The following is a 25,216-nucleotide window of genomic DNA, read 5'->3' on the forward strand; positions in this document are numbered from 1 at the left end:
GGCTACGCTCCTTCTTGCAGGATCGCCTGCAACTGTTCTTTGGCTGCCTGTTCGCTCGAAGCGAGCTTCGCCAATTCGTGGTGTACTTCTGCCAACTCGCGCAGCACGGACAGTCGCTTTTGCGCCTCTCCGCTTTGCACTTGCACTTGCTGCTCCAACTGTTTCACGACCTGCTCGATCAACGCAAGGCCGGCTCTGCGGTATTCCAGCTTGATCCCGTTGGAAAGGTCGTTGCAGTAATTCATTACGTATTCGCGGGAAACCGCCCCGTTCTTGATATGGGAAGCGAGGAACTCGCCTGTCAATTCCACCTGGGTGGCGTGGACAGCGGCATGATACGCTTCGTCGCGCATGTCGTATGTCTGCGGCAGCTTCGCCATCAGTTCCTTGAAATGGAAGTCGAGATTACCGGCTACCTTCTCACGCAAATCGGCCAGCAGAGCCTCTTCACGCCGCGCCCGCTCTTCTTCGGTTTTCTTTCCGGCGAACAAAAAGCCCGTCTTGAATCCCGGCTTGCGGCTTTCAAGGTAGCTCTGTGCCGCTTCGGATGTGCTGTAGTAGGTGAGTCTTGCATTGTCCAGCAGCGAGCCAAGCTCCTTTTCCATCTGCTTGCGGGCTTCGGCTGTGCGGGAAGCCAATGTCTTCTCTTCTGCCTCCGCCTGTCGGAGGGCTGCTGTGACGTTTTCCGTATCCCGGCTGTCGACTCCCTCCAGGTGGATAGCGTCGAGCTTGTCTTCCAGCTTTCGCCGCGCTTCCTCATTGCGTCCCTTCAACACCTGCACATGTTCGTCGACCAGATGATGGGCAGCGCTGCGCACACTGTCAGCGACGAGCTTTTCACGGTCCGCGATCAACTGAGACAGGAGAGCGGAAAACGCCTCGTACTGGTTCTCATCATGGTCCGGCTCTGCCAAAGAGGTGTAAAAAATCCCGTCCGGGTGAATATTCCACGTAGCAAATGCTTCTTCGACACTTTCCTTGTAGGAGTCAAAATCAAGCTCGAAGTCGATGTGCTTGTCGATCATGTTCACGACCAAATAAACCGGCTTTCCCCGGTCCTTCAAGGTTTTCGTGAAATTGAAGTTCTCTTCTGCCTGGACGTGATTGTAGTCCATCATGTAGATGACGACATCAGCCAGATGCAAGGCCGATTCCGTCGCGATCTTGTGGGCGGCATCCGTCGAATCGATCCCAGGCGTATCGAGCAGGCTGGAATACTCATCTAAGAACGTGCCCGGGTATTGTACCTCGACCCACTCTACCGTATCTCCATCCACAGCGAACTGCTTCAGCTTCTCCATCTCCGTGTCCGGATCGAAGGTGACGACTCCGTTTTCTTTTGTATAGACGCGCGCGGCCTTTTCTCCACCGCGAATTTTGACTACATTGGCACTCGTCGGGATCGGATTGGAAGGAAGCAGCTGCACGCCCAACAGCGTGTTGATCATCGTCGACTTGCCTGCGGAAAAGTGACCGCAGAACGCGATGTTCAGCTCCGCCTGACTGGTTTTTGCAGCCAATTGATTCAGCTTCCCTGCTGTGATTCCATCCCCGTTTTCATCCATATACGCAGCAGCCCGCTCCCAGACCTCTGCCATGCGGGCAAACGCTGTCTGCGGCTCTAGCACATGCGTGTGAGGCATCTTTACCATCCTCTCCAATAAACCTGCTCTCTTTATTCTCTCTCGTATCTACCAAGCCGAATGTACCATACCTGCAGGGGTAGTTCAATTATTTGTGTGAAAGTTTGCACGTGGAACTTTCATCCGCAACTACATCCTATTCATCTTTCCCTGAAGAGGTCGACAGGAAGGAAGCGGAAGAAAGCCCGTTCGTCCATCTCGCTGAACGTACGGGCTTCCCGAAATCTTATTTTTGCGCTACGAGATCCGCGAATGCCTTGGCGTAGGCAGGCAGGTCAGGCGGTCTGCGCGACCCTACGATATGCCCGTCGACCACCACTTCCTCATCGATCCAGATCGCCCCCGCATTCTCCATATCGTCCTTGATCCCGGGTGTTGACGTCGTCTTTACGCCCTGCAGGATCTTGGCCGAAGCCAGCACCCATCCCGCGTGGCAAATATGTCCGATCGGTTTTTTGGCTTCATGCATGTCTTGTACGAAGGAGAGAACCTCCGGATAGCGGCGCAGCTTGTCCGGCGCCCATCCGCCCGGCACGAGCACGCCGTCGTAATCAGCAGCTTTCACCTCTGCCATGGCAAGGTCCGTTTCGCAGGGGACACCGTATTTTCCGATGTATACGTGCTTGGCTTTCGGCCCGACAAGATGCACAGCGGCACCTTCCTCCCGCAGCCTCAGCACTGGATACCACAATTCCAAATCTTCAAATTCCGCCTCGACGAAGCAGACGATTTGCTTTCCAGCCAATCGCATGGAATCAGCCTCCTTTTGTTTCGTTTTATTGATCTATTGTAACAGGAACAATCGCGAAAAATATAAAAAAGTGAGAAACAGGTTTCTTACGCTGTCCCCCACCTTATAACGAAATAAAAAAAATATGGCTGGTGCCGGTAGAGGGACTTGAACCCCCACGGTTTCCCTCACGATTTTGAGTCGCGCGCGTCTGCCAATTCCGCCATACCGGCATTGTGAAACCCATCACATGATTCGACATAATTCGTCACGTTTCGATATCACTTTCTTACTATAGCAAGGATACGTGGACGGCGCAAGACCTTTCTATTGATTTGACAGAAGAGATTCACACCTCCTTTTCTCCAGCGACATGGGCTGCTTCTATCTTCTCCCCTGGCAAGGCGCACAACAGCCTGCAAGAATTCGGCGTTGGCCCGGCTTGTCGAAAGGATAATCGAGCGGATGTCTCCCTACCACGATCCAGCGTCCATTCGGCTTTTTGAAAAGCTGGTAGACGCGAAAAAAACGATCACTCGGATCAAAAGCAAACCACGCAGCAATCGTTACACGTCTCGGCGATTTGGATAACACCTTGGTTTTGACGATTGGGGGTGCCCCGATGCCATCTCCCACGGGGATGGCTAATTTGCCGCGAATCCGGCGCAGGTCGAGATTGCCGATTACCCTGTTCGCGAGGCATCTTGTCATGTTTTTTTGCAAGAATCGGCGAATCTTCGGGACTGTGTCAAAGCGTTTGGGCAGGATAACACCCCGACCACCCACTCGTTTTTTGGCAGAGAAAACAATGGTCCAGAAATCCCTTTCTGCTTCCCTGATCGTCTTGACCCATTTCCTTCGCATCCGGCATTCCTCCTTCTTACAAGCGTATGCAGCATGCCCTGCCCCTGGTTGGGCGTTCTCAGGGTTGGGCGAAGAGATGTATAACTTTGCCATGGACGGACAAAGTAACAAGGTATGTACCATTTTCGGTGAGGAGGATATGACGCATGCCTAGTCAAATCAATACGGATTCCCTGAAAAAGGCCGAGGTCTCGGCCACGCTGGCAAAAACGATGATTACGCAAGCGATTGAACAATCTGCTGCCAATCCTCAATTGGCGGAAGAGGCACTCAAAGCAGCTTCTACAGAGATCGCGCAGGCGCAAACGATGATTTCCCAGGTCCAATCCACGATTCAGACTCAACAGCAACAGCAGCAACAACAACAGCAACAAAAATCCTGATTGCCAGAGAACAGGCCAAGGGTTTGGCAACAGTTGGTTGAAAGCAGCATTTCGAGCTGCAGGAAAAAGGCCGCATATCCCGATCCAGATGGGTCAGGGAAGTGCGGTTCTTTTATTTGTTGCAAGGACGGATAAGCGGATGGATACATGGTTGACGAAATAGGTGAAGGTATAATACCATGAGTACCAATATTGTATTTTAGGTACTAAAGGAGACGAAACGGATGGTTAAGGAACATAAGATAAGAAAACGCATCTTGGATTATGCCCAGCAACAGTTTTCAACAATCGGTTACTCCAAAGTTTCGACTGCACAGTTTGCGTCCGACCTGAAGATGAGCAAATCGACGTTTTATAAATATTTTTCAAGTAAAGAAGAACTGCTGTTTGCCGTAATCGACGATTTCTATCATTCATTCGAGCAGGAAATGCAAAGCATCATCAACGACGATAGTCTGGAGATCACAGAGAAGGTTCAGTCGTTCATTCTAAGTGTCAGGAAGCGGTTTCGTCACTTGCACGTCTCGGTCGTCGAAGACTTCCGAAAGGCCGTCCCAGAAGCATATGCCCATCTTGAGGAACGCCGGAGGAGCCTCATAACGGGAACGCTGATCGGCATGTTCGAACAAGGGGCGAAGGATGGGTTATTCCGCTCCGATATTCCGCCGATGATTATCGCGAATGTATTGATTCAGGCGATGCAGCATTTGGAGCATCCGGAGGTGATCGGCGGGTTGCCGTACAGCTTCGCTGAAATGTTTCAGCACGTGTTCTCGATCGTGATGGAAGGCAGTTTATCCGAGGAGGGTCGTGAACGGTTCCGCTCTTGATCACATATATGGAAAGCGGTGAATGAACGATGAAAGCAATCATTATCGGCGCTGGCATCGGAGGGCTTGGCACAGCCATTGCGTTGCGCAAAATCGGGATGGATGTGAAAGTATTTGAAAGCAAGCAGGAAGTGCGTTTCGCAGGTGCCGGGCTCGGAATCGGGGCGAACGCAGTCCGAGCATTGCAGCAGCTTGATGTTGGCGATCAAATCCTTCGGGCAGGAAAAGCGTTGGATGAGCTTCGCATCCTTACGCCTGCAGGGAAAATCCTGCAGCGTACGGAAACAGCGGCAATAAGCCACAAGTACGGACCCGACAATGTCACGATTGAACGGGGAGTGCTGCTGGAGTTGCTTATGAGCGCTTTAGGTCCAGAGCAAGTTGTCCATACGGGAAGGACTTGCAGCCGTTTTGAGCAAAATGGCTCCGGGGTGAAAGTGTGGTTTGAAGACGGTTCAACGGAGGAAGGCGATTTGCTAGTCGCCGCGGATGGTGTCCACTCCAACATTCGCGAAGCCCTGCTGCCGAACGCAAAACCGCGATATGCCGGATACACTTGCTGGAGGGCGGTTGTGCAGGCTGAACCGGACTTGCTTCATTATAATCCGAATATATTTATCGAAACATGGGGGCGCAGGGGACGCTTCGGATTGGTTCCCTTGTCGAACAACCGAATCTATTGGTTCGCCTGCTTGAATGCCAAAGCCCCAGATTCCTCACTCAGAACCTATACGGCACGGGACTTGATGAAGATCTTCGAGGGCTATCATGAACCCATCCCTCAAATCCTGGCACAAACCTCTGATCATCACATGCTGCAGCATGATATTTATGATCTGCCGCCAATCAGCCGTTTTGCGTTCGGACGCGTCGTTTTGCTCGGTGATGCGGCTCATGCTATGACGCCCAATATGGGGCAAGGCGCCGGACAGTCTGTGGAAGACGCCGTCATCCTGGCAAGTCACTTGAAACAGAGTCCCGTCATTGAAGACGCATTGCTTAGATATGAACGCGAACGAATCGGCCGAACCGGGCAAATTACCAGAATGTCCGACCGAATCGGAAAGGTAGCACAGCTGCATGGGCACGTTTCCAGCGCCCTTCGCGATGCGCTGTTCCCGCTTATTCCGCCAAGGATTTTGGAGAAGCAATTGAAATATCTGTATGAAGTGAGGCTTGACGGATTGTTGTAACGAAGATCGCTTCTTGTCTACAATAGAGGGAAATGTCTGAAAGAAATGAGGATGATCCCATGCCAAAGCTAAACGGCATCAATCATTTTTGGTTTTCTGTATCCGATCTTGAGCGGTCCTTTTGTTTTTATCGCGATGTCCTTGGGGCGCGTCCACTCGTCCGCGGCAGGAAGCTGGCCTATTTTGAGTGGAATGGATACTGGCTGGCTTTAAATGAAGAAAGCGATATTCCCCGCCGTGAGATCCAAGATTCTTACACACATCTGGCCTTCTCGATCGACGAGGAGAGCTTCGACACCTGGAAGTCGCATCTGGAAGCCCACCAGGTGCATATCCTGCCCGGACGGGAACGGGATGAGCGGGATCGGCGTTCCATCTACTTCACCGATCCGGACGGACATAAATTTGAATTGCATACCGGAACGCTCGAGGATCGACTCGCGTACTACCGGGATGAAAAGCATCATATGACCTTCTTTGAGTAGTGGTGGCAGCTATCGACCAGATCTTCGGCCCATGCCTCTGATCTGCTTGCGAATCGAACGAAGCTCAGTTGGGTTCAATCGTCTGGTCGAGTTGGGACGACGACGCGGATGTAATCGAGATGTTCGAGAACGCGCCCTGCTTGCGGTGGCACGCGCCACTCGAATGCCAAATGCCTGCAGCGCCCATTGAACGGGGAATGAAATGGAGAGACGGCCATCTTCGGAACCGGCAAAATTGACAGCGGCAGCACGATTCCCTGACGTCAGCCAGACGGAGCCGGAATCCCCGGCAAGCGAAACGGCCCGTGAACCGCGAATCACGGTCTGATTGCGGAAACGAATCTGCCCCAGGCCCCCATAGCGGCCGTAGTCAACCATGATATCGGTGTGAATCGAGACGACAACGCCTCTGACAAAGCCGGAGGAGCGTCCCACCTTTTTCAGGCGGCTTCCCAATGCATACGAGCGTACTGACCCGGGAATCCTGCCGATTCTGGCATAGCGTGGGGCGAGCAAACGCTGACTGCTTGGTATCGCGATCGCCGCATCAAGGTAATTGACCCCGCCACGTCTCAGTCGCACATAGCGGGACATCCTGCCGATTCGGTCCCTTCCCGGGCGTCCGCCGTCCGCACCGCCGGGCTGCAAGACTTCCGTATAGGCGCCGGAATTGTTCCGATTCAACACGTGGTTGTTGCTCAGCAAAAACCGCCGTGCCTGGTTGGCCGCCTGGCTGACGATCAAGCCCGCTGTGCCGGATATGCCGCGCCTCCCCACACTGTATCCGGCTATGACGGGACGAATTCGGCTGCGAAGTCCTCTGCCGGTCGCTTTCGGTTTGACAAGAGGATGGCAGCAGCAGCGGCCGGATTTGACGATCCTCACCGGTACACGTACGGAATTGCCCGTCTTGGCGTTGGGGACGTGAACGCAGGACGGGCATTTCTTTTTCATGGAAGCCTGCGAATGCAAGGTGTACAAGACGACACATAATCCGCCCGCCCTGTTCACTCCGTTGGCAAATCCCACTCCAATCCCTACAACTCCAGGCAATTTGCCCCAGTCCTTCACCAGTTTCTCCTTGGCACGCAAGGCGTGTTGCATCGTCGCCATCGTATCCCTCCCTCTTCGGTGTGAGACGAAGTTCTCTTCCTCATCGTATGTTCGATGTGGCCAGGTACCTCGGACAGATGCAGCGGATCTGAAAGCCTTTTTTTATACAGAAAAAAGGTGCTCCACAAGCAGGAAATCTGCTCGGGAACACCCTCTTCTTATTTTACGACGCTTCGGAGACCGTTTGGTTGTTTTCTACCAGGGCTTGCTTGAGGTTCTTGTTCCAGTGAACCAGCACCAGATTCAATACGACGGCTGTCAAGGAGCCGGTGACAATTCCGTTTTGCAACAGCATTTTCAACATCGTCGGCAGCTGCTCGAACATGCCCGGCACAGCGGCAGAGCCAAGGCCGACCGCGATGCTGCACGCGGCGATCAGAAGATTTTCATTTTGCCGCAGGTCTACTTGAGACAGGATGTTGATGCCGGAAGCGACTACCATCCCGAACATGGCGATCATCGCTCCCCCCAGAACGGCGTTGGGAATGACGGTTGTCAATGCAGCCAGCTTCGGCAGCAGACCGAGCACGACGAGGATGCCGCCCGCCCCGATCATGACGTCACGGCTTTTGATGCCGCTCAATTGGACAAGACCCACGTTTTGCGAGAAAGCAGTATACGGAAATGCGTTGAAGATTCCCCCGAGAACGATCGCTACCCCTTCTCCGCGCAGGCCTTTGACGACGTCCTCGTTGCTGACTTCCTTGTTGGTGGTTTTGCCCAATGCGAAGTACACGCCTGTAGACTCGGCCATGCTGATAATATTCACCAGGATCATCGTAATGATTGCTACAACACTAAACTCAGGAACACCAAAATAGAAAGGCTTGACGACACTGAACCAGGAGGCTTCGACAACCGATCCGAAATGGACGATTCCCATCATATAGCCGGCCACTGTACCTGCGATCAACCCCAGCAGAACAGAGATGGCCCGGACAAATCCGGTCGCAAAGCGGTTGACCAGCAAAATGATGATCAGCGTGCCCAAGGCCAACAGCAGATTGCTTGGCTGTCCGAAATCAGGGCTGTCCTGGCCCCCAGCCGCATTGTTCATCGCTACGGGAATGAGCGAAAGACCAATGATGGTTACGACGGAGCCTTGTACTACCGTCGGGAAGAATTTCAGCAGTTTCCCAAAGAGAGGAGCAGCCAGGACGACGAAGATCCCGGATATGATAATCGCCCCGTATGCAGTAGCCAGATTGCTGGTCGAAGCGATGGCGATGATCGGACCTACAGCTGTAAAGGTACAGCCTAGCACGACCGGGAGGCGAATTCCCGTATACCGGGTGCCGATTACTTGCAAAAGCGTCGCGATTCCGCATGTGAACAAGTCTGCAGCGATCAGGTAAGCGATTTGAGCAGGCGTCAGCTTCAACGCTGCCCCGATGATCAAAGGAACGACGACAGCGCCTGCATACATCGCCAGGACATGCTGGAAGCCCAGGGTAATCACTTTTTGTTTGGATAGCATGACGGTTCGATACTCTCCTCTATTTGCGCGTATTTTAAACGAGGCTGGAAGCCGGTTCGATAAATTCGATATGCTCCGTGGACATGGACTGAATCCGGGCGAGGGATTCGATGCGGACACCTGCTTGTTCGAGCAGGCCGCGCCCCTCTTGGAAGCTTTTTTCGATGACTGCTCCGATGCCGACCAGTTGGGCTCCAGACTCCTTGATGATCTGAGTGAGTCCGACCAATGCTGCTCCTGTCGCGAGAAAATCATCGACGATCAAAATCCGATCCTCCGCAGACAGATACTGACGAGCTACGCTGATCTGATAAGTCTCCTGACGTGTGAAGGAGTGGACGGGTGCAGCGTATACCTCTTCGGACAAGGTGATTGCCTTTTTCTTTTTCGCGTAGATGAACGGCACCCCGAGCGTGTAAGCCGTAGCCATCGCGAAGTGAATTCCGCTCGCTTCAATCGTCAGCACCTTGGTGATGCGCTCCCCTTCAAAACGCTTGGCAAAGGCTTGTCCGATCTGCATGGTCAAGCGCGGGTCGACCTGATGATTCAGGAACGAATCCACTTTCAACACAGATGCAGATAGAACTTTTCCATCCCGCATGATACGTTCTTGCAATTCCTTCATGTCTGTTTGTCCTCCCTTTATCTCCCCAGCTTCACTGTAACGCAATAAAGCCCAGAGCAGACAGGTCCCTGGCTGGTTACCTAACAACCAACACCAAGTGAAACCTGTCCCTCTGGGCTTTTCTCCCTCAGGTGTAGCACATGACGTGCCAGCGTCGCTCGGACCAGCCTTTTCCCTATGTGCAAAAGACAAAAACCGACATAGGAAAAACGGAACCCTAGACGCTCTTTCACTCGTAGTCAGGCGATTTACGGTCACCCGGTAGAAACTGTTGGGCCTTATTCCCAAAATTATACGAGCACACAGTATCTTGTTTCGATACTGACCAATCTACCATATCTCATGAAGTGGTATCAAGCGTTATTTTTTTGCAGGCTGCCAGAGTAGCCAAAAGCAAAAGCAAAACCCCCGATCCAGATTGATCGAGGGTTGCAAGATCCTGTGTTATTTCTTTTTTTGGCGTTGGCCCATCGTAATTTTCTTCCACTTTGCCTTCTCGGCCGCCCGCAATGCCGCATCTTCCTTGCGCGCCAGATGCGCCAATTCCCGTTGCAGCTTGCGGTAATTGTCGTAGCGCGATTGGTCCAGTGTACCGTCAGCCAAGGCTGCTCGAATCGCGCAGCCGGGCTCGCGCAAATGCTGGCAATCGCTGAAACGGCAGGACTCCCCGAGCGATTCGATATCGTCGAAGGCGTCGCGAAACCCTTCATCCGCTTCCCACAGCTGCAGCTCGCGCATTCCCGGGGTATCGATCATCAAACCGCCGCGCGGCAAAAGGAACAGCTCCCGATGTGTCGTCGTATGGCGTCCCCGGTCATCTCCGGCCCGAACCTCGCTGACACGCTGCATCTCGGCACCGCTCAGCTTGTTGATCAACGTGGATTTTCCGACACCGGAAGAACCGAGCAAGGCGACAGTCTGACCTTCCCCCAAATAGGGTGCGAGCTGGTCCAAGCCCTCATCTTGTTCGGCACTGACGACATGCACCGGTACCCCGATCGCGACGGACTCAACCTCCGCGATGCGGGCTTCCAGATCGTCGCACAGATCCGCCTTGCTCAGCACGATGACGGGTGCAGCCCCGCTCTCCCAAGCAAGGATGAGATAGCGCTCGATCCGACGCAGATTAAAGTCGTGATTCAACGCATTGACGAGAAACACAGTATCGACGTTGGTGGCGACGATCTGCTCCTCTACCGTACTTCCCGCCACTTTGCGGGAGAACTTGCTTTTTCGGGGAAGCAAGGCATGGATCGTCGCTTTTTGCTCCTCCGGCCGCGGGCTGATCACCACCCAGTCGCCAACGGCCGGATAATCCTCCCGACCGGATGCCTCATAGCGAAGCTTTCCTGTCACCTCGCCCAAAAGCTCTCCATGCTCGCTTATCACACGATAGATTCGTTTATGTTCCAGCGTGACACGTCCCACGCTGTAGCCTTGCTCGGCATAAGGGGCAAAATGCGCTTCAAAGGCTGCATTCCATCCCATTTTTTGTAAAATACGTTCTGCTTTATTCTCTTGTTGAGGCTGATTCACCTGCGGATTCCCCCTGTAAATGGTTTCACACTTCCACCAGTCACAGTCGAATCCTCATCTGGTAAACGGGTTGTCGTTCGTTTAAAAGGAGGATTCCTGCGACCCGATTCCTGCAATTAGCTGTTTGTTCATGTACATAGTTTCCATAATACATCGCTCCTTTTTCTACAGAACCCATTACCTTTGATGAAGGCAGTATGGATCTTGCGTATTGTTTCCCAGTTATTGTAACACGAAGTATGCGGAATGCAATAGCGGCTAATCGCCGCCGCCACCGCCTCCATCTCCGCCCCCGCTGTCACTGCCGCTGTCGCTTCCCCACCAACTGTCGGAGCTTTTGCTCGGCTTGTCATCCGAGTAATACGAAGAGCCGCCGGAATCCCCTGATGCGTGATTTCCACGCTTTTTCTCTTTATTGGCGATATTGACCACTGCCAAGATGACGAACAATGCCAAAAACGCGAAGACGATCCCGATTGCCATCAGTCCCATACAGCACCTCTCCTCTCCATCCAAATTTTATCTGCTTGTTTTCTTCCTCAAGACACGTCCAAAGATCAACAGGATGGGCGATAAGAGAATCGCCGCCATGACCAGGGAAGCGCGTATCGAGTAACGAGTGCCAACCCAGCCCACAAAAGGCCCGCCAGCAGTCTGTCCCAACGCATCCGTCTGTCCCATCATCGAAATGATGGTAGCCCGCACCCTGCTCTCGATGTTCTGATTCAGCCAGGTATCAAACAAGGGCTGCGTGAGCGAGTTCAGCATCCCGATCAACAAGAGACAGACCAACGCCCATGTAAACGTCGGTGAAAAGGCAAACGCCAGAATCGCAGCGATGCGAATAAAGGTTAGTACGAACATCCCAACCATGACAACTCTTTCGTTGTTCATATCCAGCCGCCGTTCTCCTACACGAACGACAAAAATACTCAGGAACGTCGAGACCGCTGCGATCAAGCCAAACCACATCGCCATCGACAGGTGGGACTCCGGTATCCCGATCTCCGAGATGAGATGCGCCTCCCACAATCTGTCATACCCTTCTGACGCCGCTCCGCTAAAGAGCGTGACGACGAGGATCAGCAGCAGCATCGGTTCGCGGCGGATCACCTTTGCTCCGCTCAACCAAGTGGTCTTCATCTCCTGCCAATGGGACGAGTCTGCAGTCCGCTCAGGACGAACAAAACGAGGTTCTTTCATAAAAAAGATCAGGAACAGCCCCAACCCCAGATAAAGCAATCCCCCCACTGCATAAGGAAGATGTGTTCCCAAGGTGGAAAGACCGACACTGAGGGCAATCCCCAAGAGTGTCCCCATCAGGGAATAGCTTTTGGCCCGCAAGAAAAGGCTTCCCATCTTCTCGGTGCCGACTTCATCGACCACCCAGGCGGTATCCGCCCCGCTGATAAACGTGTAGCCAATCCCGCAAATCAGTTGGCTGACCAGTACCCAGACAAACACGCCTACGAACGGGATCAGCGTCTCCAGACTCGGAATAAAGCCCTGCAGCACAAATCCTGCACCCAGCGCAAACATGCCGGCAATGACAGATAGACGCCGGCTGTAGGTATCCGCTACAACTCCGGTAATCCCTTCAAAAATCAACACAGTCACTTCCAGCACCATGCCGACGATCAGCAGCTCCAGCGGGTTTAATCCCAGCGTGGCAATGTAGAAGATCGCATACGTCGTAAACATCGTGCTATTGGCCAATGACTGCAAAAATGCCATGATCATGTATACCTGTGACGCGTGAAATTTCATGTTTCCCCATCCACCTTTTCGGCAGACGACACGTCACGTCTCACTTGCTATTCAGTTGTCCATGACTGCGGAAGGCAAATGCGTACGTGTCGCCTAGCTTTTGTTTGGTCCTTTGATTTGTACTTGTTTGAACGCATGAGAAAATGTTTGCATGCTTGTACACCTCCTGATTGAATTCCTTACATTATAATGGAAAAACGCACTTCCTGGTTAAGAAAGTGCGTTTTTCATCGTGCTCTTTGTTTAGGCGTTGTGATTGATTACTTTTACCAGACTGGAGATCGTGCCGGCATGCATCGCTTCATGGATGAAAGCAAAGTTGCACAGCTCAGCTACAGTCTCAAAGCGCATGGGCCCCATTTCGATCGGTTTGGGCAATGCCCCTTCCAGCGATTCGGGCGACAGCTCGGAGAGTTTGTTCAACTGCTCCGCGAGAACAGCCAACAGTTCGTCTTTCGTCGGAGGTGTGATGGTCCAGTCTGCCGGCTTCGTCCCCATATTGAAAAGCGACTCGTAAGATTCTGGAAGCTCGATGACGTCCAGGGAACAGAGTGCAAGAATGCTGTTCTGCACGACTGCAATATGGCCAAGATTCCATTTGATCGTGTTGTTGAAAGCAGCCGGCTGTACATCGTAAAGCTCCTCTGGAATCATTTGGGCCCGGTGAAGCAACACACTGCGAATGGTTTTTCCTGAAGATAAAATCGCGGATGACATCAATGGACACCTCCATGAAATGGTAATCTTTTACCACTCCCATTGTACACGATTTTACGGACTGTTAGGCTTTTTTTCGAAAGAGACTGACGAGCGAAATCAGCAGAGCCAATCCGGAGAGAACCAGCGGCAAGGTGGTGCCGGTGCCGGTCGAGCCGCCTTGTGCTGCGGCTGGGGCTGCTTGCTCATCTGCGTGACCGTGATCGTGTCCATGTCCAGCATCCCCCGCTCCTTGTCTGATCGTTGTCACAGAGGCCGGCGTCTTGGAATCCTGTTCTCCCGTCCATTCTACGACTTCGCCATCGGTATAGGTCTGATAGGCTTTCCAGGAAAGCTCTCCCGCTTCCTTGGGATTGGCCCCGACGAAGGCGAATTCCACGAACTCATGCGGCCCGATGCCACCATCTGTCGCCGTCCAGATCAAGGCTGTATTGCGCCCCTCTGCGTCCTTTTCGAATTCATAGCTCCATCCAGGCACAGGTTGAACGGTGCTGACCTTCACTCCAGCGGGAAACTCCACTTTTACTTTGACGGTGTTCGTGTCTTTTTCCACCGGAACGCGGACCGTGTACTTTTCATAGGCACCCGTTGTGGTCTCCTTGGGATATACATTCACATGAGCCTGGGCTCCAGCGGCTGTCATCCAAACCACACCTGCCACCAAGAGACTGCTCATCCATTTTGCTTGTTTCATCTTTCTTCCTCCTCGACTTGTCTTTAACCGGGATACGGCATTTGGCTCATCCACAATCCTGCGAAAATAGCCAAAATCCCAAAAACAACTTCCCAGCGCAAACGCTTTTCGTTCAACACATGTTTTCCGAGCCAGCCATTCCTCTGTCGATAAGCGACAATCAGCATCAACAGGACCAAGACCAGCTTCACCACCAACAGATCGTTCCAGATCATCCAGCTTTCCAGCATCTTCGCGAGATCGGTCTGCACCCACAGCATGAGAATGCCTGTAAGCAGGGAAACCAGTGCCGCCATCGCGACAAGACGCAAAAAGAAGTGCTTGAATGCTTCATTCCCTCGCTGCGCCTGCGATCTGTGCAACAACAGGTAGGCGAGTGCTCCCAGCCATAGGGCAATGCTCAGGACGTGCAGCACGCGCAGCAGCAAAGCCAGCCACAAGGGGGAAAGCCCCCAGGCATGGCCGCCAAATGCTTGCGTGACGATCAGCAAGAGCCACACCGCGACATACCAGCCTGTGATCATGCCGGGTACTCCAAGCAGCAGAAGCAGCAATGCGGATACCAGAAGCATGATAGCAAAGGGAGATTGCGACAAGACAGAGACATTGCCTTGCCATAGCGCAGTTGTCAAGGAAGCAGCTGGAAGAGAGGCATCGTAGACGAACCACAATGAGGTCAGGCCGATGAACATCAGCAGCCAGCCGATCGGTCTGCCTCTTCCCAAGGACTGCGCAAAGGACGGCAGGCCATAGCGTTGAGCGAGACAAGCCACCAGGTACAAGCCCCCTCCGACGAGCAGGATACTCTGGGTAAGGAATCGGAGAAGGATCAGATACGTCGGATCTGCTTGCTTCTGGGACGGCTCAGCAACATGCGCACTCTTTTGTCCCAAGGAAAAGATCAGCCGCTCTTCCACCGGATGTCCATCCTCCGACACCACCGAAACGATTGCTGTATACGTCCCTTCCGCCAGATCTGGAGGCAACGAAACATGCACGTGCGACGCGTCACCCGGCTGCAGCTTGGGCCGCTCCAGCTTGACTTCCTCTCCGTTCCAGTCGTACAGATGAATCTCGACCAGATCTGCCTCCAGGACCTCTGTAAAAGCAAACGAGAGTTGTCCCGGGTTATGGTGCAGGAGTTCTCCATCTTTTGGCGAGCTGTCCACCAATCCGGCGTGGGCCTGGACATTGCCGATCCCTCCCATGAGGATCAGGAGAAAACAGATGATCCGTACTAGGATCTTCGTGCTTTTCATGTTCATTTCGATCACCTTCCGCTACATAAGCCTACCAGAACGACGGCTTGTTCCATATGGCTCACCCGGGCTATTTTCAACGAGTATCGCCAAAAAAAGAAAGACCCAGACCGGATTTTATCCAGCCTGGGCCTTCATGCCTCTATTTATCTGCCGCTCTTCATTTCTGTCCAATAGCGGTCATACTCTTGCAGGGTATCCCCTACATCGACCAGCCACTCTGCCCGAGCAATGTCTTTCGGGTCGAGGAAGATCATTTTGTTGGAGCGGTACTCTTCGCTGTGCAGAGGATACGCCTGCTCATTCGGGTTGCTGTATCCGATGGATTCGTAGTTCTTCACGCTTACCTCTGGGTCCATCAGGTAGTTGATGAATTTCTCAGCCAAATCCTTATGCTTGGCTCCTTTGGGAATCGCCATGGTATCCGCCCAGATGGTTGCCCCTTCTTTCGGAATGACGTAGTCCACATTCGGATTCTCGGCTTGGATAAACGCAGCGTCGCCAGACCAGACAGAGCCGATCCACGCTTCTTCCGCAATCATCTTCTGCTTGATGTTGTCGGTGTCAAACGCGATGACATTTGGCAACAAGGTCTTCATATCGGCAAATGCCTTTTCCAGTTCGCCCTTGTCAGTCGAGCTGTTGGAGAAACCGTTTTTGATCAGGGCCATTCCCATGACCTCACGCGGGTCATTCAGGAGAATGACACGGCCCTTGTACGCTTCGTTCCACAAATCATTCCAGCTTGTCGGCTGTTCTTTGACATAATTCTTGTTGTACGCGATCCCGGTAATCCCCCATGTGTAGATGATGGAGTGCTTGCTGCCAGGGTCAAACGGCGGCGTCTGGAAGGAGGAGACGATGTTTTTCAGGTTTGGAATGTTCTCTTTGTTAATTTCCTCCAGAAGACCAAGTTCAATCATCGTCGCTACCATGTAGTCGGATGGCTGGATCAGGTCGTAGCCCGATGCGCCCGCCTGGATTTTGGCCAGCATCTCTTCGTTGCTGCCGTAGACGTCGTAGTTTACCTTGACGTTGAATTTTTGCTCGAAGTCGGCAATGACTTCGGGATCGAAGTTGTCAGCCCAGCTGTAGATATTGAGCACTTGGGCTTCCTGCTCCGAAGACGAGGAACAGCCTACGGCCGTAAAAGCGAGTGCGGCGGTCAAAGCGCCGATCAAAAGTGATTTGAAGCGTTTCAATGCAGATCATCCTCCTATCAATATGGGATCGTCTTAGAGTCCTTGCGTCTGAAGAGCTCAGCTACGATCACCAGAAGTACGGTACTTGTGATTAACAATGTAGATAAAGCATTTACCTCTGGAGAAACTCCCCGTTTCACCAGCCCGTAAATATACAGCGGCAAGGTAGTCGAGTTCGGCCCCGCCACGAAAAACGAGATAATGAAGTCGTCCAGCGACAAGGTGAAGGACATCAAAAATCCTGCGACAATCCCGGGCATAATCAATGGCAATATCACGTAGCGAAGCGTCTGCCACGGAGTCGCGCCCAGATCCTGCGACGCTTCCTCCAGATCCTTGCCCATATCTGCGAGACGAGCGGAAATGATGACCATCACAAACGGAATACTGAAGGTCGTATGCGCCATGATCAGTGTCGCCTTGCCCAAATCAACCTGGAACTGGCTAAACAGGATGAGCAGCGCCAAGCCGAGCATGATCTCGGGAATCACAATCGGCAGATAGATCAGGCCGTTGATGATATTTTGCCAGCGCAGCGAATAATGCTTGATCGCCAAGGATGCGGCAGTGCCGAGAACCGTAGCCAGCACGCTGCTGATGAGGCCGATCGACAGGCTGTTCGTCAGCGCCTGCATCACCTGCCTGTTCTCGAACAAGGAGATGTACCACTTCCAGGTAAAACCGCTCCATACCGCATTGATCCGCGATTCATTAAACGAGTAGAGAATCAGGACCGCAATCGGCAGGTAGAGGAAGACAAGCATCAGCCAGGAAAATCCTGACAACGCCTTGGAGCGCTTTTTCATGCTGATCCCTCCTTCGCACCGCCGGCTTGCGTAGCCTTGAAGTAGAGCAGAATCAGCAGCAAGGACAACAGCATCAGCACGATGGACAACGCAGATCCGAACGGCCAGTCACGCGCCGAGAGGAACTGGTTCTGGATGACGTTGCCGATCAGGGCCGACTTCGCTCCCCCCATCACATCCGGAACGACGAACATCCCGATCGAGGAGACGAAGACCAGGATCGAACCCGTCACGACGCCCGTCTTGGTCATCGGCAGGGTCACATGCCAAAATGCCTTCCATGGCGTCGCGCCCAGATCATAGGCCGCCTCCAGCTTGCGGTAATCCATCTGCTCCAGTGATACGTAGATCGGCAGAACCATGAACGGCAGGAGCGTGTAGACCATCCCGACGAGCACGGAGCCGGAATTGTACAGAAGCGTCAGCGGCTCGTCGATCAAGCCAAGTGACTGCAAAATGGTATTGACGACCCCTTGCGAGCGCAAAATGATGACCCATGCGTAGGAACGAACCAGGAAGTTGATCCAAAAAGGAATCATGACCAATAGCAGCCAAATTTGCTGCTTGGACTTCTCCAGCCTGGAAATGTAATAGGCCAGCGGATAGCCGCACAGGATGGAAAATACCGTCGTCAATACGGCGACAACCAATGTATCCCAAAAAATCAGACCGTATAAAGGATCAAAGATGCGTATGTAGTTGTCGATGTTAAATTGATAGACAACTTGCCCGTACGTGCCTCGCTCCATGAAAGATAAGGCCAGCATCAGGATCATTGGCAAGACGAAGAGCGCCCCCATCCACACAAGTGTCGGCAGCGCAAGGAGTTTGATTCGCTTTGTCTTCAACAAGAAAGCACCACCTCGTCCGTCTGTGACCAGCCAATCGCCACTTGATGATCCACCTGCCAGTCATAGCCTTCGTTGGCGTATTGATGGGCCAAGACGCTCATTTCTGTTCCATCCAAGCGAATATAAATCTTTCGCAGATTTCCAAGAAATACGACGTCCGTGATCCGTCCCGTCTTCTTGTGCTTCTCTGATTCCACATCTCTTGGATACAGCTTCAATTTTTCAGGTCTGACCGCTGTGCAAGTCCCATCCTCCTGGAAGATGTTGTTCTCGCCGATAAACGTGGCGACGAACATCGTTTGCGGTCGGTTGTAGATTTCGGCAGGGGACGCGATTTGTTCGATCCGGCCTTTGTTCATCACAGCGATCCGATCTGACATCGCCATCGCCTCTTCCTGGTCATGCGTCACATAGATGAACGTGATGCCCAGGTTTTTTTGCAGATTTTTCAATTCCAATTGCAGGCTTTTGCGCAGTTGATAGTCAAGCGCTCCCAGCGGCTCGTCCAGCAGCAACACTTTGGGGTTGTTGATGATGGCTCTGGCGATCGCAACCCGCTGCTGCTGGCCTCCGGAAAGCTGCTTGGGAGTGCGCTTTCTCAGCTCGCTCAACTGCACGTATTGCAACACCTCTTCCAGCCTCTGCTGCTGCTCGGCTCCGTTCACCTTTTTCATCTTCAGGCCAAACAAAATGTTTTGCTCGACCGTCATGTGAGGAAACAGCGCATACTGCTGGAACACCATGTTCATATCCCGCTTGTAAGGAGGAACCTGGGAGAGCGGCTTGCCATCGAGGGAGATCTCGCCGGACGTCGGCTCTTCAAAGCCCGCAATCATACGAAGCAACGTGGTTTTGCCGCAACCACTGGGACCCAGCAATGTCAAAAACTCCCCTTCTTCTATAGAAAGAGAAAAAGGGGGGACTACGACAGAGCCGGCAAATTGTTTTTCAATGGTATCCAATTGTATGATTGTTTTCATCTTGTCATCTCACCATATGTAGAAATACTCATGCCAATCTAGGTAAATATATCGTGTATGATTCGTTTTGTAAACAGTTTCAAGGCAGGAATGCAATTTTTCCTTCGATTATTTTCCAAAAAAAGACACCGAATGTCGCCGCATCCGGTGTTGATCCCTTTTGCAATTCCCTACCCTTTGGAAGGGTATTCGCCATACAGACAAATGATATAGTGGACTCCCAGATAGGGCTGCATATTGTTGTGAGGCTGATCATTCCCCGCTACACCAATCGCCAATGGGCTCATGGTTGTCCCGTCTGCAGATGGGGCATACGCAGGAATACCTCCCCGGATGTTCGTTGTATTTGCCCAGATCGCTTGGGTAGGATCGGCTGCATTCGCCGCCTGGATCACCCGCGGGGTATGTGTGTGTGCAGGGATTTCCGATGTCCGAAGAGCAACCGAGCTTGTCCCCGTTGTCTGACCGTTCACCCGCGGTGTCAGACCGGGCCCGTGACCGAAGTGCATCGGTGCTTTCCCCCGCAAATCAGGCAGGCAAAATGTCGATTTGCAGTCTCCGCCATACCTACATCCCAAAATACTGTATAGAGCCGTATTTCTACTGATTTGCAGCTCTTGTCCTTCGCAAAATGCCCAATCCTTCGGTGGATATTGTCCAGCAAATATTCGGATTTCTCCTACAAACCCATCCATGTCCCAAAACCTCCTTTATCATGAATCCCGTGGGGGAAATACCCCTTGTATGCAAATGCAATAATTGAGCACCGTGTAAGGCTGCATGTTCGGGTGGGCTTGTCCCTGTCCACTCGTTGTCAAGGCTTGTCCATGCATGACGCTATTCGCACTGGAATGGTAGAGTTTTGTCGCCTCGTTGTTCGCCCATCGTTTCTTGTCAGCAATCTGCTCAGTCGCCGGCGCGTTCGTACCGAAAGCCTGATGCTGATGGGCCGGCATTTCCTGATTTGTCAGGACATGGCTTTCTTCTCCTCCCGTATATCCTGCTCGGATGCCCGCCCCTGCGTGAATGGGTACACGCCCGCGCAGATCCGGCAGACAAAAATGGATTTTCCCATCTCCTCCATAGGTCGTTCCCAGTAAAGAATAGAGCGGTTGATTCGTTATAATCGCCAATTGTTGTCCATCACAAAAAGCCCAGCCTGGCGGGGGATAATCACCCGCGAACAGACGAATTTCACCTAGAAATGGCATCATGACATTTCCTCCCTTTTTCGTGGTTGTTCTTTAGCTTTTCGGTGGATACAAACCCGTGACCGCGATAATAAAAGTAATGGCAAGCGACGGCATCATATTGTCATGCGGCTGATTCCCGCCCACATTCGACAGACTGTTTGCATCCATCAACGCTGAGGGAGCTTCAGCCGCTGTGGAAAAAACTTTTGCACTTTGCGCCCATACTTGATTTAGCGGTGTATCTGAATCCCCCTGAAGCTGGGAGGCATGGACGTTATGCGTATGGGCAGGGAGCTGGGGCAAGGAGAGCGTGACTGTCTCTGATCCTGCTTTTGCACCAAGATCGTATTTCGTGCCTGTCATGGGATTCGTCCCCCGATGCACAGGAAGTCTTCCCCGCAAGTCAGGCAAAGCAAAGGTCGACTGCCCATCTCCTCCATACGTAGTGCCAATCAAGGCAAACAAGACTTCGTACTCGGCTATGGGCAATTCTTGTCCGTTGCACAAGGCCCACCCTGCCGGGGCATATTCTCCTCCGAACATCCTGATTTCTCCAACATAGTAATCTTCCATCGTCATTCTCCTCCATCGCAGCATCTGTTTGTTTGAAAAAGTGCCGGCCAGGAGTTGACCGGCACCTTCTTTCCAGATCATCGAACGACAATCCGCACCTGCGTTTCAAATCCTTCATAACGAACTGTCAGAATGGTTTCGCCTGTTTTCAGCGCCTTTACCTTGCCAGCCTTGACCGTGGCAATGCTTGTATCCTCAATCTCCCAGTCCCAGTCGTCAGATACAATCTCGTCATATCCCTTTTCATACTCTGCATACAGACGAAGCTGTCGGGATTCCCCTTCCTCCAAATTCAGAAAGAGCGGGGACAGCCTGATCTCCCGGATCTCCTTTTCCTCCATGACCAGGACGCGCACGGTAACACTCTGTCCGCTGTAACGAGCCGTAATGGTTGCTTTTCCTGGTTCTCCTGCGGTGATTTCCCCCTCATCGGTGACACGGGCTACATCCGGGTCGCTTGATGTCCAGGCGGCCAGATCGGTCAATTCAGGATCGGTGCCGTTTTTCGTCGTGCCATACAAACGGAGCTGCTTTTCGCCACCCGTCTCCAGAATCACATTCCTGCCTGCATCGATGCTGAGCGAACGAATCGATTCTCTGGATATGGTGACAGGGATGGTTAACTCTTCTCCCAGATAGCTGACGGTAATCCAATCTTCGCCTTCTTCTTTGCCCGTCTTGATGCGTCCGTTTTCGAATGTGACGAGACCATTCTCGGAATGAAAGCGGGTCTCGGGATCCCGATTAATCTTTGTGCGAATGCCATCATTCCGATAATAGATGCTGACGCTGGTCGTAATTCCAGGATAGAGCCAAAGCGCAGAATCCGATGCCACCAGCGTGCCTTCCCTGTCATTCTTTTTGCGGACGGTAATCGCTGCCGTATCCGTTTTTTTGCCGTCTGCGGTCGTGACGGTGATGGTAGCCTCTCCTGCTTTATGGGAGGTTACCACTCCGTCTTCATCCACACTTGCCACCTTGGGATGGCTGCTCGACCAGATCACGGCCTGGTTGGTAGCGTCGTTCGGCTGCACGGTGGCCTTCAGCTTTTGGGTTTCCCCCACCAGCAGCTTGAGAGAATCCTGATCCAGCTTTACGCCTGTTACGGGAACTTCCTCTACTGCTTTTTTCACTGTTACTTTCGCAGAGGCGTTTTTTTGGCCCTCCATGGTGGTTGCCATGATGACGGCATCGCCCGGATTTTTGGCTGTTACCACACCTCTGCCATTCACCTCAGCCACATGAGGATCGCTGCTCGACCAGATCACGGCCTTGTTCGTCGCGTGACTGGGGAAAACAGTCGCAATCAAGGTTCTGCCCTCGCCTTCGAAGAGGGTAAGGCGGTCTTCATCCAGCGAGATTCCCGTCACAGGCACCCATGGCGTTGGATCAGAGACGCGCAGCACAATGCTCTTTTCCAGGGAAGTGACGTTGCCCGCCTCATCACGCAGTTCCAGCAGGACTTTTTTCGGGCCATTTCCGTTGGGCAGTGTCCAGGAAACCGAGCGACTGTATGCTTGCCAGTTGCTCCATGTGCTGTTCTCATTCGCGATGCGCATTTCGATCTGTCCGAGATTGTCCGTTGCGCTGATGGACAGATTCACCCGTGGGGAACTGGTCGTCCCAGCTCCGTTGTTAATCGCAAAGCTTCCGCTTGGGGGAGCTGTATCTAGAATGATGCTTTGGGTGTAGACTTGGCTTTCGTTCCCTGCCTGGTAGCGAAATTTGATCGAAACGGATTTTGTACCATCTATGCCTGGCAGTTGCAAATGTTTCGTCGAGGAGAATGGTTCAAAAGTGCTCCATGCTCCATCTGTGTTGTATGACATTTGCAAGCCGTCAGCAGAACCGTTTGCCCTGATTTGCAACGTGACGTCCCGTGATGCTGTAAACAGGGAACCATTGTTGATGGTAAATCCGCCGACAGGTGTAGATTTGATGATCGAAAATTGAACGGTTGTGACATTTCCGGCTTCATCGGTCACCACCAGCTTGTATTCCCCTTCGAGCGAGACAGTATGGCCGTTGGGAATTCTCTGTCCGTTCAGCGTTGCACTTCCTTCTGAAAAAAAGATCGTCCTGTCGGTGTTGTACACTGCTTGATTCGTCACACCACTTACGATAGGGGGCGTTGTATCCAGGATGATACTGGCTGTCTTGGTCGCCTGGTGTCCCAGTACATCCACCAGCTTGACGTATACGGTTTTTACTCCGTCGCCGCTGCTGAGATTCCAGGTCTTTGTGCCAACATATGGTTCTTCTGCTGTGAAACCCGATGGTTCATTGGCAAAAGACATCCTCATGCTCGTCAAATCTGTTGCGGTAATGGTTACATGTACTTGGGACTGATTGGTAAAAGCCGCTCCGCCATTTATCTGAACTGCCGCCTCAGGAGGTGATTTGTCCACGATAAACTGCAGGGCGTTCGTATTGCCCGCGGAATCGGTCACGATTAAGTCATACTGGCCTTCTTGGGTAATGGTATGGCCACTGTTAATCAGGACACTGTTTAAGGTTGCCGAAGCCCCGTTCGAATCTGAGAAGGTTACGGTTACATCGTTCTTGTATGCTCCTCCCATTGAGACGCCAGAAATCACAGGAGCTATGGTATCAAGAATAATGGTTGCGGATTGTTTGGCTGTCTCATTGCCTGCTGCATCGCGGAACACCGCGTACACGTTTTTGGTCCCGTCTCCAGGGGTCAATTGCCAATGAATGGGACTTAGCAGATCGTACCACGTCGTAAAAGGGCCGTCTTCCTGATTGGAAACACTTACCTGAACCGGGAGACTTGCTTCGCTCGTACCAATGTCCACATACAAGTCGACATCCCTTGATAAGGTATAGGCTGTTCCGTTATTGATGGTGAATGTTGTCACGTCAGGCGGAGTTTGATCCAAGTAGATGGTTCGCGAAACGACTTGCGATTCCAGCCCTGCGGAATCCCTCGCCTGTACATAAACCGTCTTTAGACCCTCGCCAGCGGAGAGGTTCCATTCATACTCAGGCGTATAGGGCATCCAGGCGGAAGTCCACTCATTTTCCACATTGGAGAGACGCATTTGAATGCTGTCTCCAGAATCTGGGTCTGTGATCAATGTCTTGATTGTTACCTTCTGACTGCTTGTCGATGCCGCGCCATCATTGATCAAGAACGACTCGATGATAGGAGGCTCATTCACATCCAGGACCTGAATGGTAAAAGACTTGGAAAAGGTCCCGCCTGATGATTTTGTGACGTGAATCAAAAATGTGTACAAGCTTTTGGTTTCATAGTCCAAGGGGCGTTTTGTCAACAGATCGTTTTCTTGAACGAAAAATGCTTCTGCATCCGTTCCGCTTAGGGTGAAAGTAAAGGTTTCATCTGGGTCGGGGTCAGTCGCGGTGAGGAGACCGATCTCCGTGCCAGCCAGGCTATTTTCGGGGACTGTGTGATTGGATAATTGGATGTCTGTAGGTGGTGAGTTGAAGGTTACTTCCAGGTAGGTTATCGTACTGTGGATTCTCTTCGAAGCTGTCATTAAAAAAGAAGAATGTCCGTGTTCCGTCGTCGCTAACCGTATTTCCCTCCAAGACAAAGGTAGCTTTCTTTCCGTTTGCCTCAAGTTTCGGTGTTACATAGCTCGTTACGTCTATCCGTTGCCTTCCTTCGGAGACTACCGGGTACCTGGGGGAAATCTGGCTGCCCTTTACAGGCAAGGCTCGGCTTTCATCCTCCGTCCAATCGTCATGATCTGAACCGAACAGATCCAAAAATGGAGGTGAGCCCTTGGGTTCAAGACCTCTGACGTTCAGACTGAGCATGACGGACTTGATCTTTGCGTCGGGGTTTTGAATCACATGCTCCTTGATCGGGTCCAGATTGAATCGGATTGCCCCTGTCATAATCCCGAAAGCTTTTTCGTAACCAATGAACATGACGTGATCCTGAGTGACTAGGGGTCCTGACTCCCCCTTTGGATGGCCAGCTAGGTCGTCCACAAACTTGTCCGCCTCTGGCCTGATTTTCAAAGTTTGCGGATCAGCAGCCATGGCGGATTGTGGAACCGTCGCTGCCGGAAATAAACTAAAAAACAAGACAAAAACGATCAGACGTGCAAGATGCCTTTTCATGTATCCTCCCCTCTCTCTTATAAAAATGGATTAGAAATACAAGATCCTGGTTGATTATATATGCAACCCGGCACTCTTTTCTGTAATCCTCGTCACAATTGCAAAAAAGCGTGTCGGAAGTTTTCTGTAGATTCCTTCCATAAAATGCCATAAAAAGACAAAGAGTCCCGTCAGCAGAATAC

At 52.2% G+C, this 25,216-nt stretch carries 25 protein-coding genes, 1 tRNA gene and 1 riboswitch; of the genes, 4 read left to right on the top strand and 22 right to left on the bottom strand.

All coding sequences use genetic code 11. The features are described from left to right. Positions 1–2: 2 nt before the first annotated feature. The 4 genes from T458_RS46455 to T458_RS46470 all read right to left on the bottom strand — a co-directional run bounded on the left by T458_RS46455 (position 3) and on the right by T458_RS46470 (position 3,237). On the bottom strand, positions 3–1,643 hold the full coding sequence (locus T458_RS46455; protein ID WP_023557942.1) for a dynamin family protein: 1,641 nt from the start codon (positions 1,641–1,643) through the stop codon (positions 3–5). 226 nt (positions 1,644–1,869) lie between these two features. Further along, positions 1,870–2,394: a type 1 glutamine amidotransferase domain-containing protein gene (locus T458_RS46460; RefSeq protein WP_023557943.1), complete on the bottom strand. Its 525-nt coding sequence runs from the start codon at positions 2,392–2,394 to the stop codon at positions 1,870–1,872. 129 nt (positions 2,395–2,523) lie between these two features. Next, positions 2,524–2,606: transfer RNA gene (locus T458_RS46465), tRNA-Leu, on the bottom strand. A gap of 151 nt (positions 2,607–2,757) precedes the next feature. Beyond that, a complete protein-coding gene (locus tag T458_RS46470; protein WP_023557944.1) occupies positions 2,758–3,237 on the bottom strand; it encodes a hypothetical protein in 480 nt (159 codons plus the stop codon). A 146-nt stretch (positions 3,238–3,383) separates the two neighbouring features. On the opposite strand from T458_RS46470, the gene T458_RS46475 reads away from it, so the two are divergent. The 4 genes from T458_RS46475 to fosB all read left to right on the top strand — a co-directional run bounded on the left by T458_RS46475 (position 3,384) and on the right by fosB (position 6,128). Further along, positions 3,384–3,620, top strand: a complete 237-nt coding sequence (locus T458_RS46475) for a hypothetical protein (protein ID WP_023557945.1) — start codon at positions 3,384–3,386, stop codon at positions 3,618–3,620. A 224-nt stretch (positions 3,621–3,844) separates the two neighbouring features. Continuing rightward, the gene (locus T458_RS46480; protein WP_023557946.1) at positions 3,845–4,450 is read left to right on the top strand and encodes a TetR/AcrR family transcriptional regulator; all 606 of its coding nucleotides are present in this window, start codon (positions 3,845–3,847) and stop codon (positions 4,448–4,450) included. A 29-nt stretch (positions 4,451–4,479) separates the two neighbouring features. Next, positions 4,480–5,643 (top strand): FAD-dependent monooxygenase, encoded by a 1,164-nt coding sequence (locus tag T458_RS46485; protein WP_023557947.1) that lies wholly within the window; start codon positions 4,480–4,482, stop codon positions 5,641–5,643. A 59-nt stretch (positions 5,644–5,702) separates the two neighbouring features. Further along, on the top strand, positions 5,703–6,128 hold the full coding sequence (gene fosB / locus T458_RS46490) for a metallothiol transferase FosB (protein ID WP_023557948.1): 426 nt from the start codon (positions 5,703–5,705) through the stop codon (positions 6,126–6,128). Between the two features lie 9 nt (positions 6,129–6,137). On the opposite strand, the gene T458_RS46495 is transcribed toward fosB, so the two are convergent. The 18 genes from T458_RS46495 to T458_RS46575 form a co-directional block, all read right to left on the bottom strand. Then, positions 6,138–7,241 (bottom strand): chymotrypsin family serine protease, encoded by a 1,104-nt coding sequence (locus tag T458_RS46495; protein ID WP_023557949.1) that lies wholly within the window; start codon positions 7,239–7,241, stop codon positions 6,138–6,140. A 163-nt stretch (positions 7,242–7,404) separates the two neighbouring features. Then, positions 7,405–8,718, bottom strand: a complete 1,314-nt coding sequence (locus T458_RS46500) for a nucleobase:cation symporter-2 family protein (protein ID WP_023557950.1) — start codon at positions 8,716–8,718, stop codon at positions 7,405–7,407. Between the two features lie 34 nt (positions 8,719–8,752). After that, the gene (locus T458_RS46505; protein WP_023557951.1) at positions 8,753–9,343 is read right to left on the bottom strand and encodes a xanthine phosphoribosyltransferase; all 591 of its coding nucleotides are present in this window, start codon (positions 9,341–9,343) and stop codon (positions 8,753–8,755) included. A gap of 216 nt (positions 9,344–9,559) precedes the next feature. After that, positions 9,560–9,661, bottom strand: a riboswitch (purine riboswitch). A 126-nt stretch (positions 9,662–9,787) separates the two neighbouring features. Then, positions 9,788–10,831 carry a ribosome small subunit-dependent GTPase A gene (gene rsgA, locus T458_RS46510; RefSeq protein ID WP_031306014.1) on the bottom strand — a complete coding sequence of 348 codons (1,044 nt, stop codon included), beginning with the start codon at positions 10,829–10,831 and terminating at the stop codon, positions 9,788–9,790. Positions 10,832–11,137: 306 nt separating this feature from the next. Next, positions 11,138–11,371: a hypothetical protein gene (locus T458_RS46515; protein ID WP_023557953.1), complete on the bottom strand. Its 234-nt coding sequence runs from the start codon at positions 11,369–11,371 to the stop codon at positions 11,138–11,140. Positions 11,372–11,398: 27 nt separating this feature from the next. Next, positions 11,399–12,646, bottom strand: a complete 1,248-nt coding sequence (locus tag T458_RS46520; RefSeq protein ID WP_023557954.1) for an MFS transporter — start codon at positions 12,644–12,646, stop codon at positions 11,399–11,401. A gap of 243 nt (positions 12,647–12,889) precedes the next feature. Further along, the gene (locus T458_RS46525) at positions 12,890–13,363 is read right to left on the bottom strand and encodes a DinB family protein (protein WP_023557955.1); all 474 of its coding nucleotides are present in this window, start codon (positions 13,361–13,363) and stop codon (positions 12,890–12,892) included. 64 nt (positions 13,364–13,427) lie between these two features. Beyond that, the gene (locus tag T458_RS46530; protein ID WP_023557956.1) at positions 13,428–14,057 is read right to left on the bottom strand and encodes a YcnI family copper-binding membrane protein; all 630 of its coding nucleotides are present in this window, start codon (positions 14,055–14,057) and stop codon (positions 13,428–13,430) included. Between the two features lie 23 nt (positions 14,058–14,080). Continuing rightward, positions 14,081–15,316 (bottom strand): copper resistance CopC/CopD family protein, encoded by a 1,236-nt coding sequence (locus tag T458_RS46535; protein ID WP_051410112.1) that lies wholly within the window; start codon positions 15,314–15,316, stop codon positions 14,081–14,083. Positions 15,317–15,462: 146 nt separating this feature from the next. Next, positions 15,463–16,518 (bottom strand): polyamine ABC transporter substrate-binding protein, encoded by a 1,056-nt coding sequence (locus T458_RS46540; protein WP_023557958.1) that lies wholly within the window; start codon positions 16,516–16,518, stop codon positions 15,463–15,465. Between the two features lie 17 nt (positions 16,519–16,535). Beyond that, the gene (locus tag T458_RS46545) at positions 16,536–17,324 is read right to left on the bottom strand and encodes an ABC transporter permease (protein ID WP_023557959.1); all 789 of its coding nucleotides are present in this window, start codon (positions 17,322–17,324) and stop codon (positions 16,536–16,538) included. After that, entirely contained in the window at positions 17,321–18,124 is an 804-nt protein-coding gene (locus T458_RS46550) for an ABC transporter permease (RefSeq protein WP_051410113.1), read from the bottom strand. The genes T458_RS46545 and T458_RS46550 overlap by 4 nt, the downstream gene beginning before the upstream one ends. Positions 18,125–18,168: 44 nt before the next feature. Then, positions 18,169–19,155 (bottom strand): ABC transporter ATP-binding protein, encoded by a 987-nt coding sequence (locus T458_RS46555; protein WP_023557961.1) that lies wholly within the window; start codon positions 19,153–19,155, stop codon positions 18,169–18,171. Positions 19,156–19,325: 170 nt separating this feature from the next. Next, complete coding sequence (locus tag T458_RS46560; protein ID WP_023557962.1) at positions 19,326–19,850, bottom strand: phage tail protein; 525 nt, start codon at positions 19,848–19,850, stop codon at positions 19,326–19,328. A gap of 18 nt (positions 19,851–19,868) precedes the next feature. Then, positions 19,869–20,369 (bottom strand): phage tail protein, encoded by a 501-nt coding sequence (locus T458_RS46565; RefSeq protein ID WP_023557963.1) that lies wholly within the window; start codon positions 20,367–20,369, stop codon positions 19,869–19,871. Positions 20,370–20,399: 30 nt separating this feature from the next. After that, the gene (locus T458_RS46570) at positions 20,400–20,921 is read right to left on the bottom strand and encodes a phage tail protein (RefSeq protein WP_031306016.1); all 522 of its coding nucleotides are present in this window, start codon (positions 20,919–20,921) and stop codon (positions 20,400–20,402) included. Positions 20,922–20,998: 77 nt separating this feature from the next. Next, positions 20,999–24,442 (bottom strand): Ig-like domain-containing protein, encoded by a 3,444-nt coding sequence (locus T458_RS56110; protein ID WP_084568007.1) that lies wholly within the window; start codon positions 24,440–24,442, stop codon positions 20,999–21,001. After that, the gene (locus T458_RS46575; RefSeq protein ID WP_023557965.1) at positions 24,336–25,034 is read right to left on the bottom strand and encodes a hypothetical protein; all 699 of its coding nucleotides are present in this window, start codon (positions 25,032–25,034) and stop codon (positions 24,336–24,338) included. The genes T458_RS56110 and T458_RS46575 overlap by 107 nt, the downstream gene beginning before the upstream one ends. Positions 25,035–25,216: the final 182 nt, after the last annotated feature.

Source organism: Brevibacillus panacihumi W25, assembly GCF_000503775.1.
Taxonomy (GTDB): domain Bacteria; phylum Bacillota; class Bacilli; order Brevibacillales; family Brevibacillaceae; genus Brevibacillus; species Brevibacillus panacihumi_A.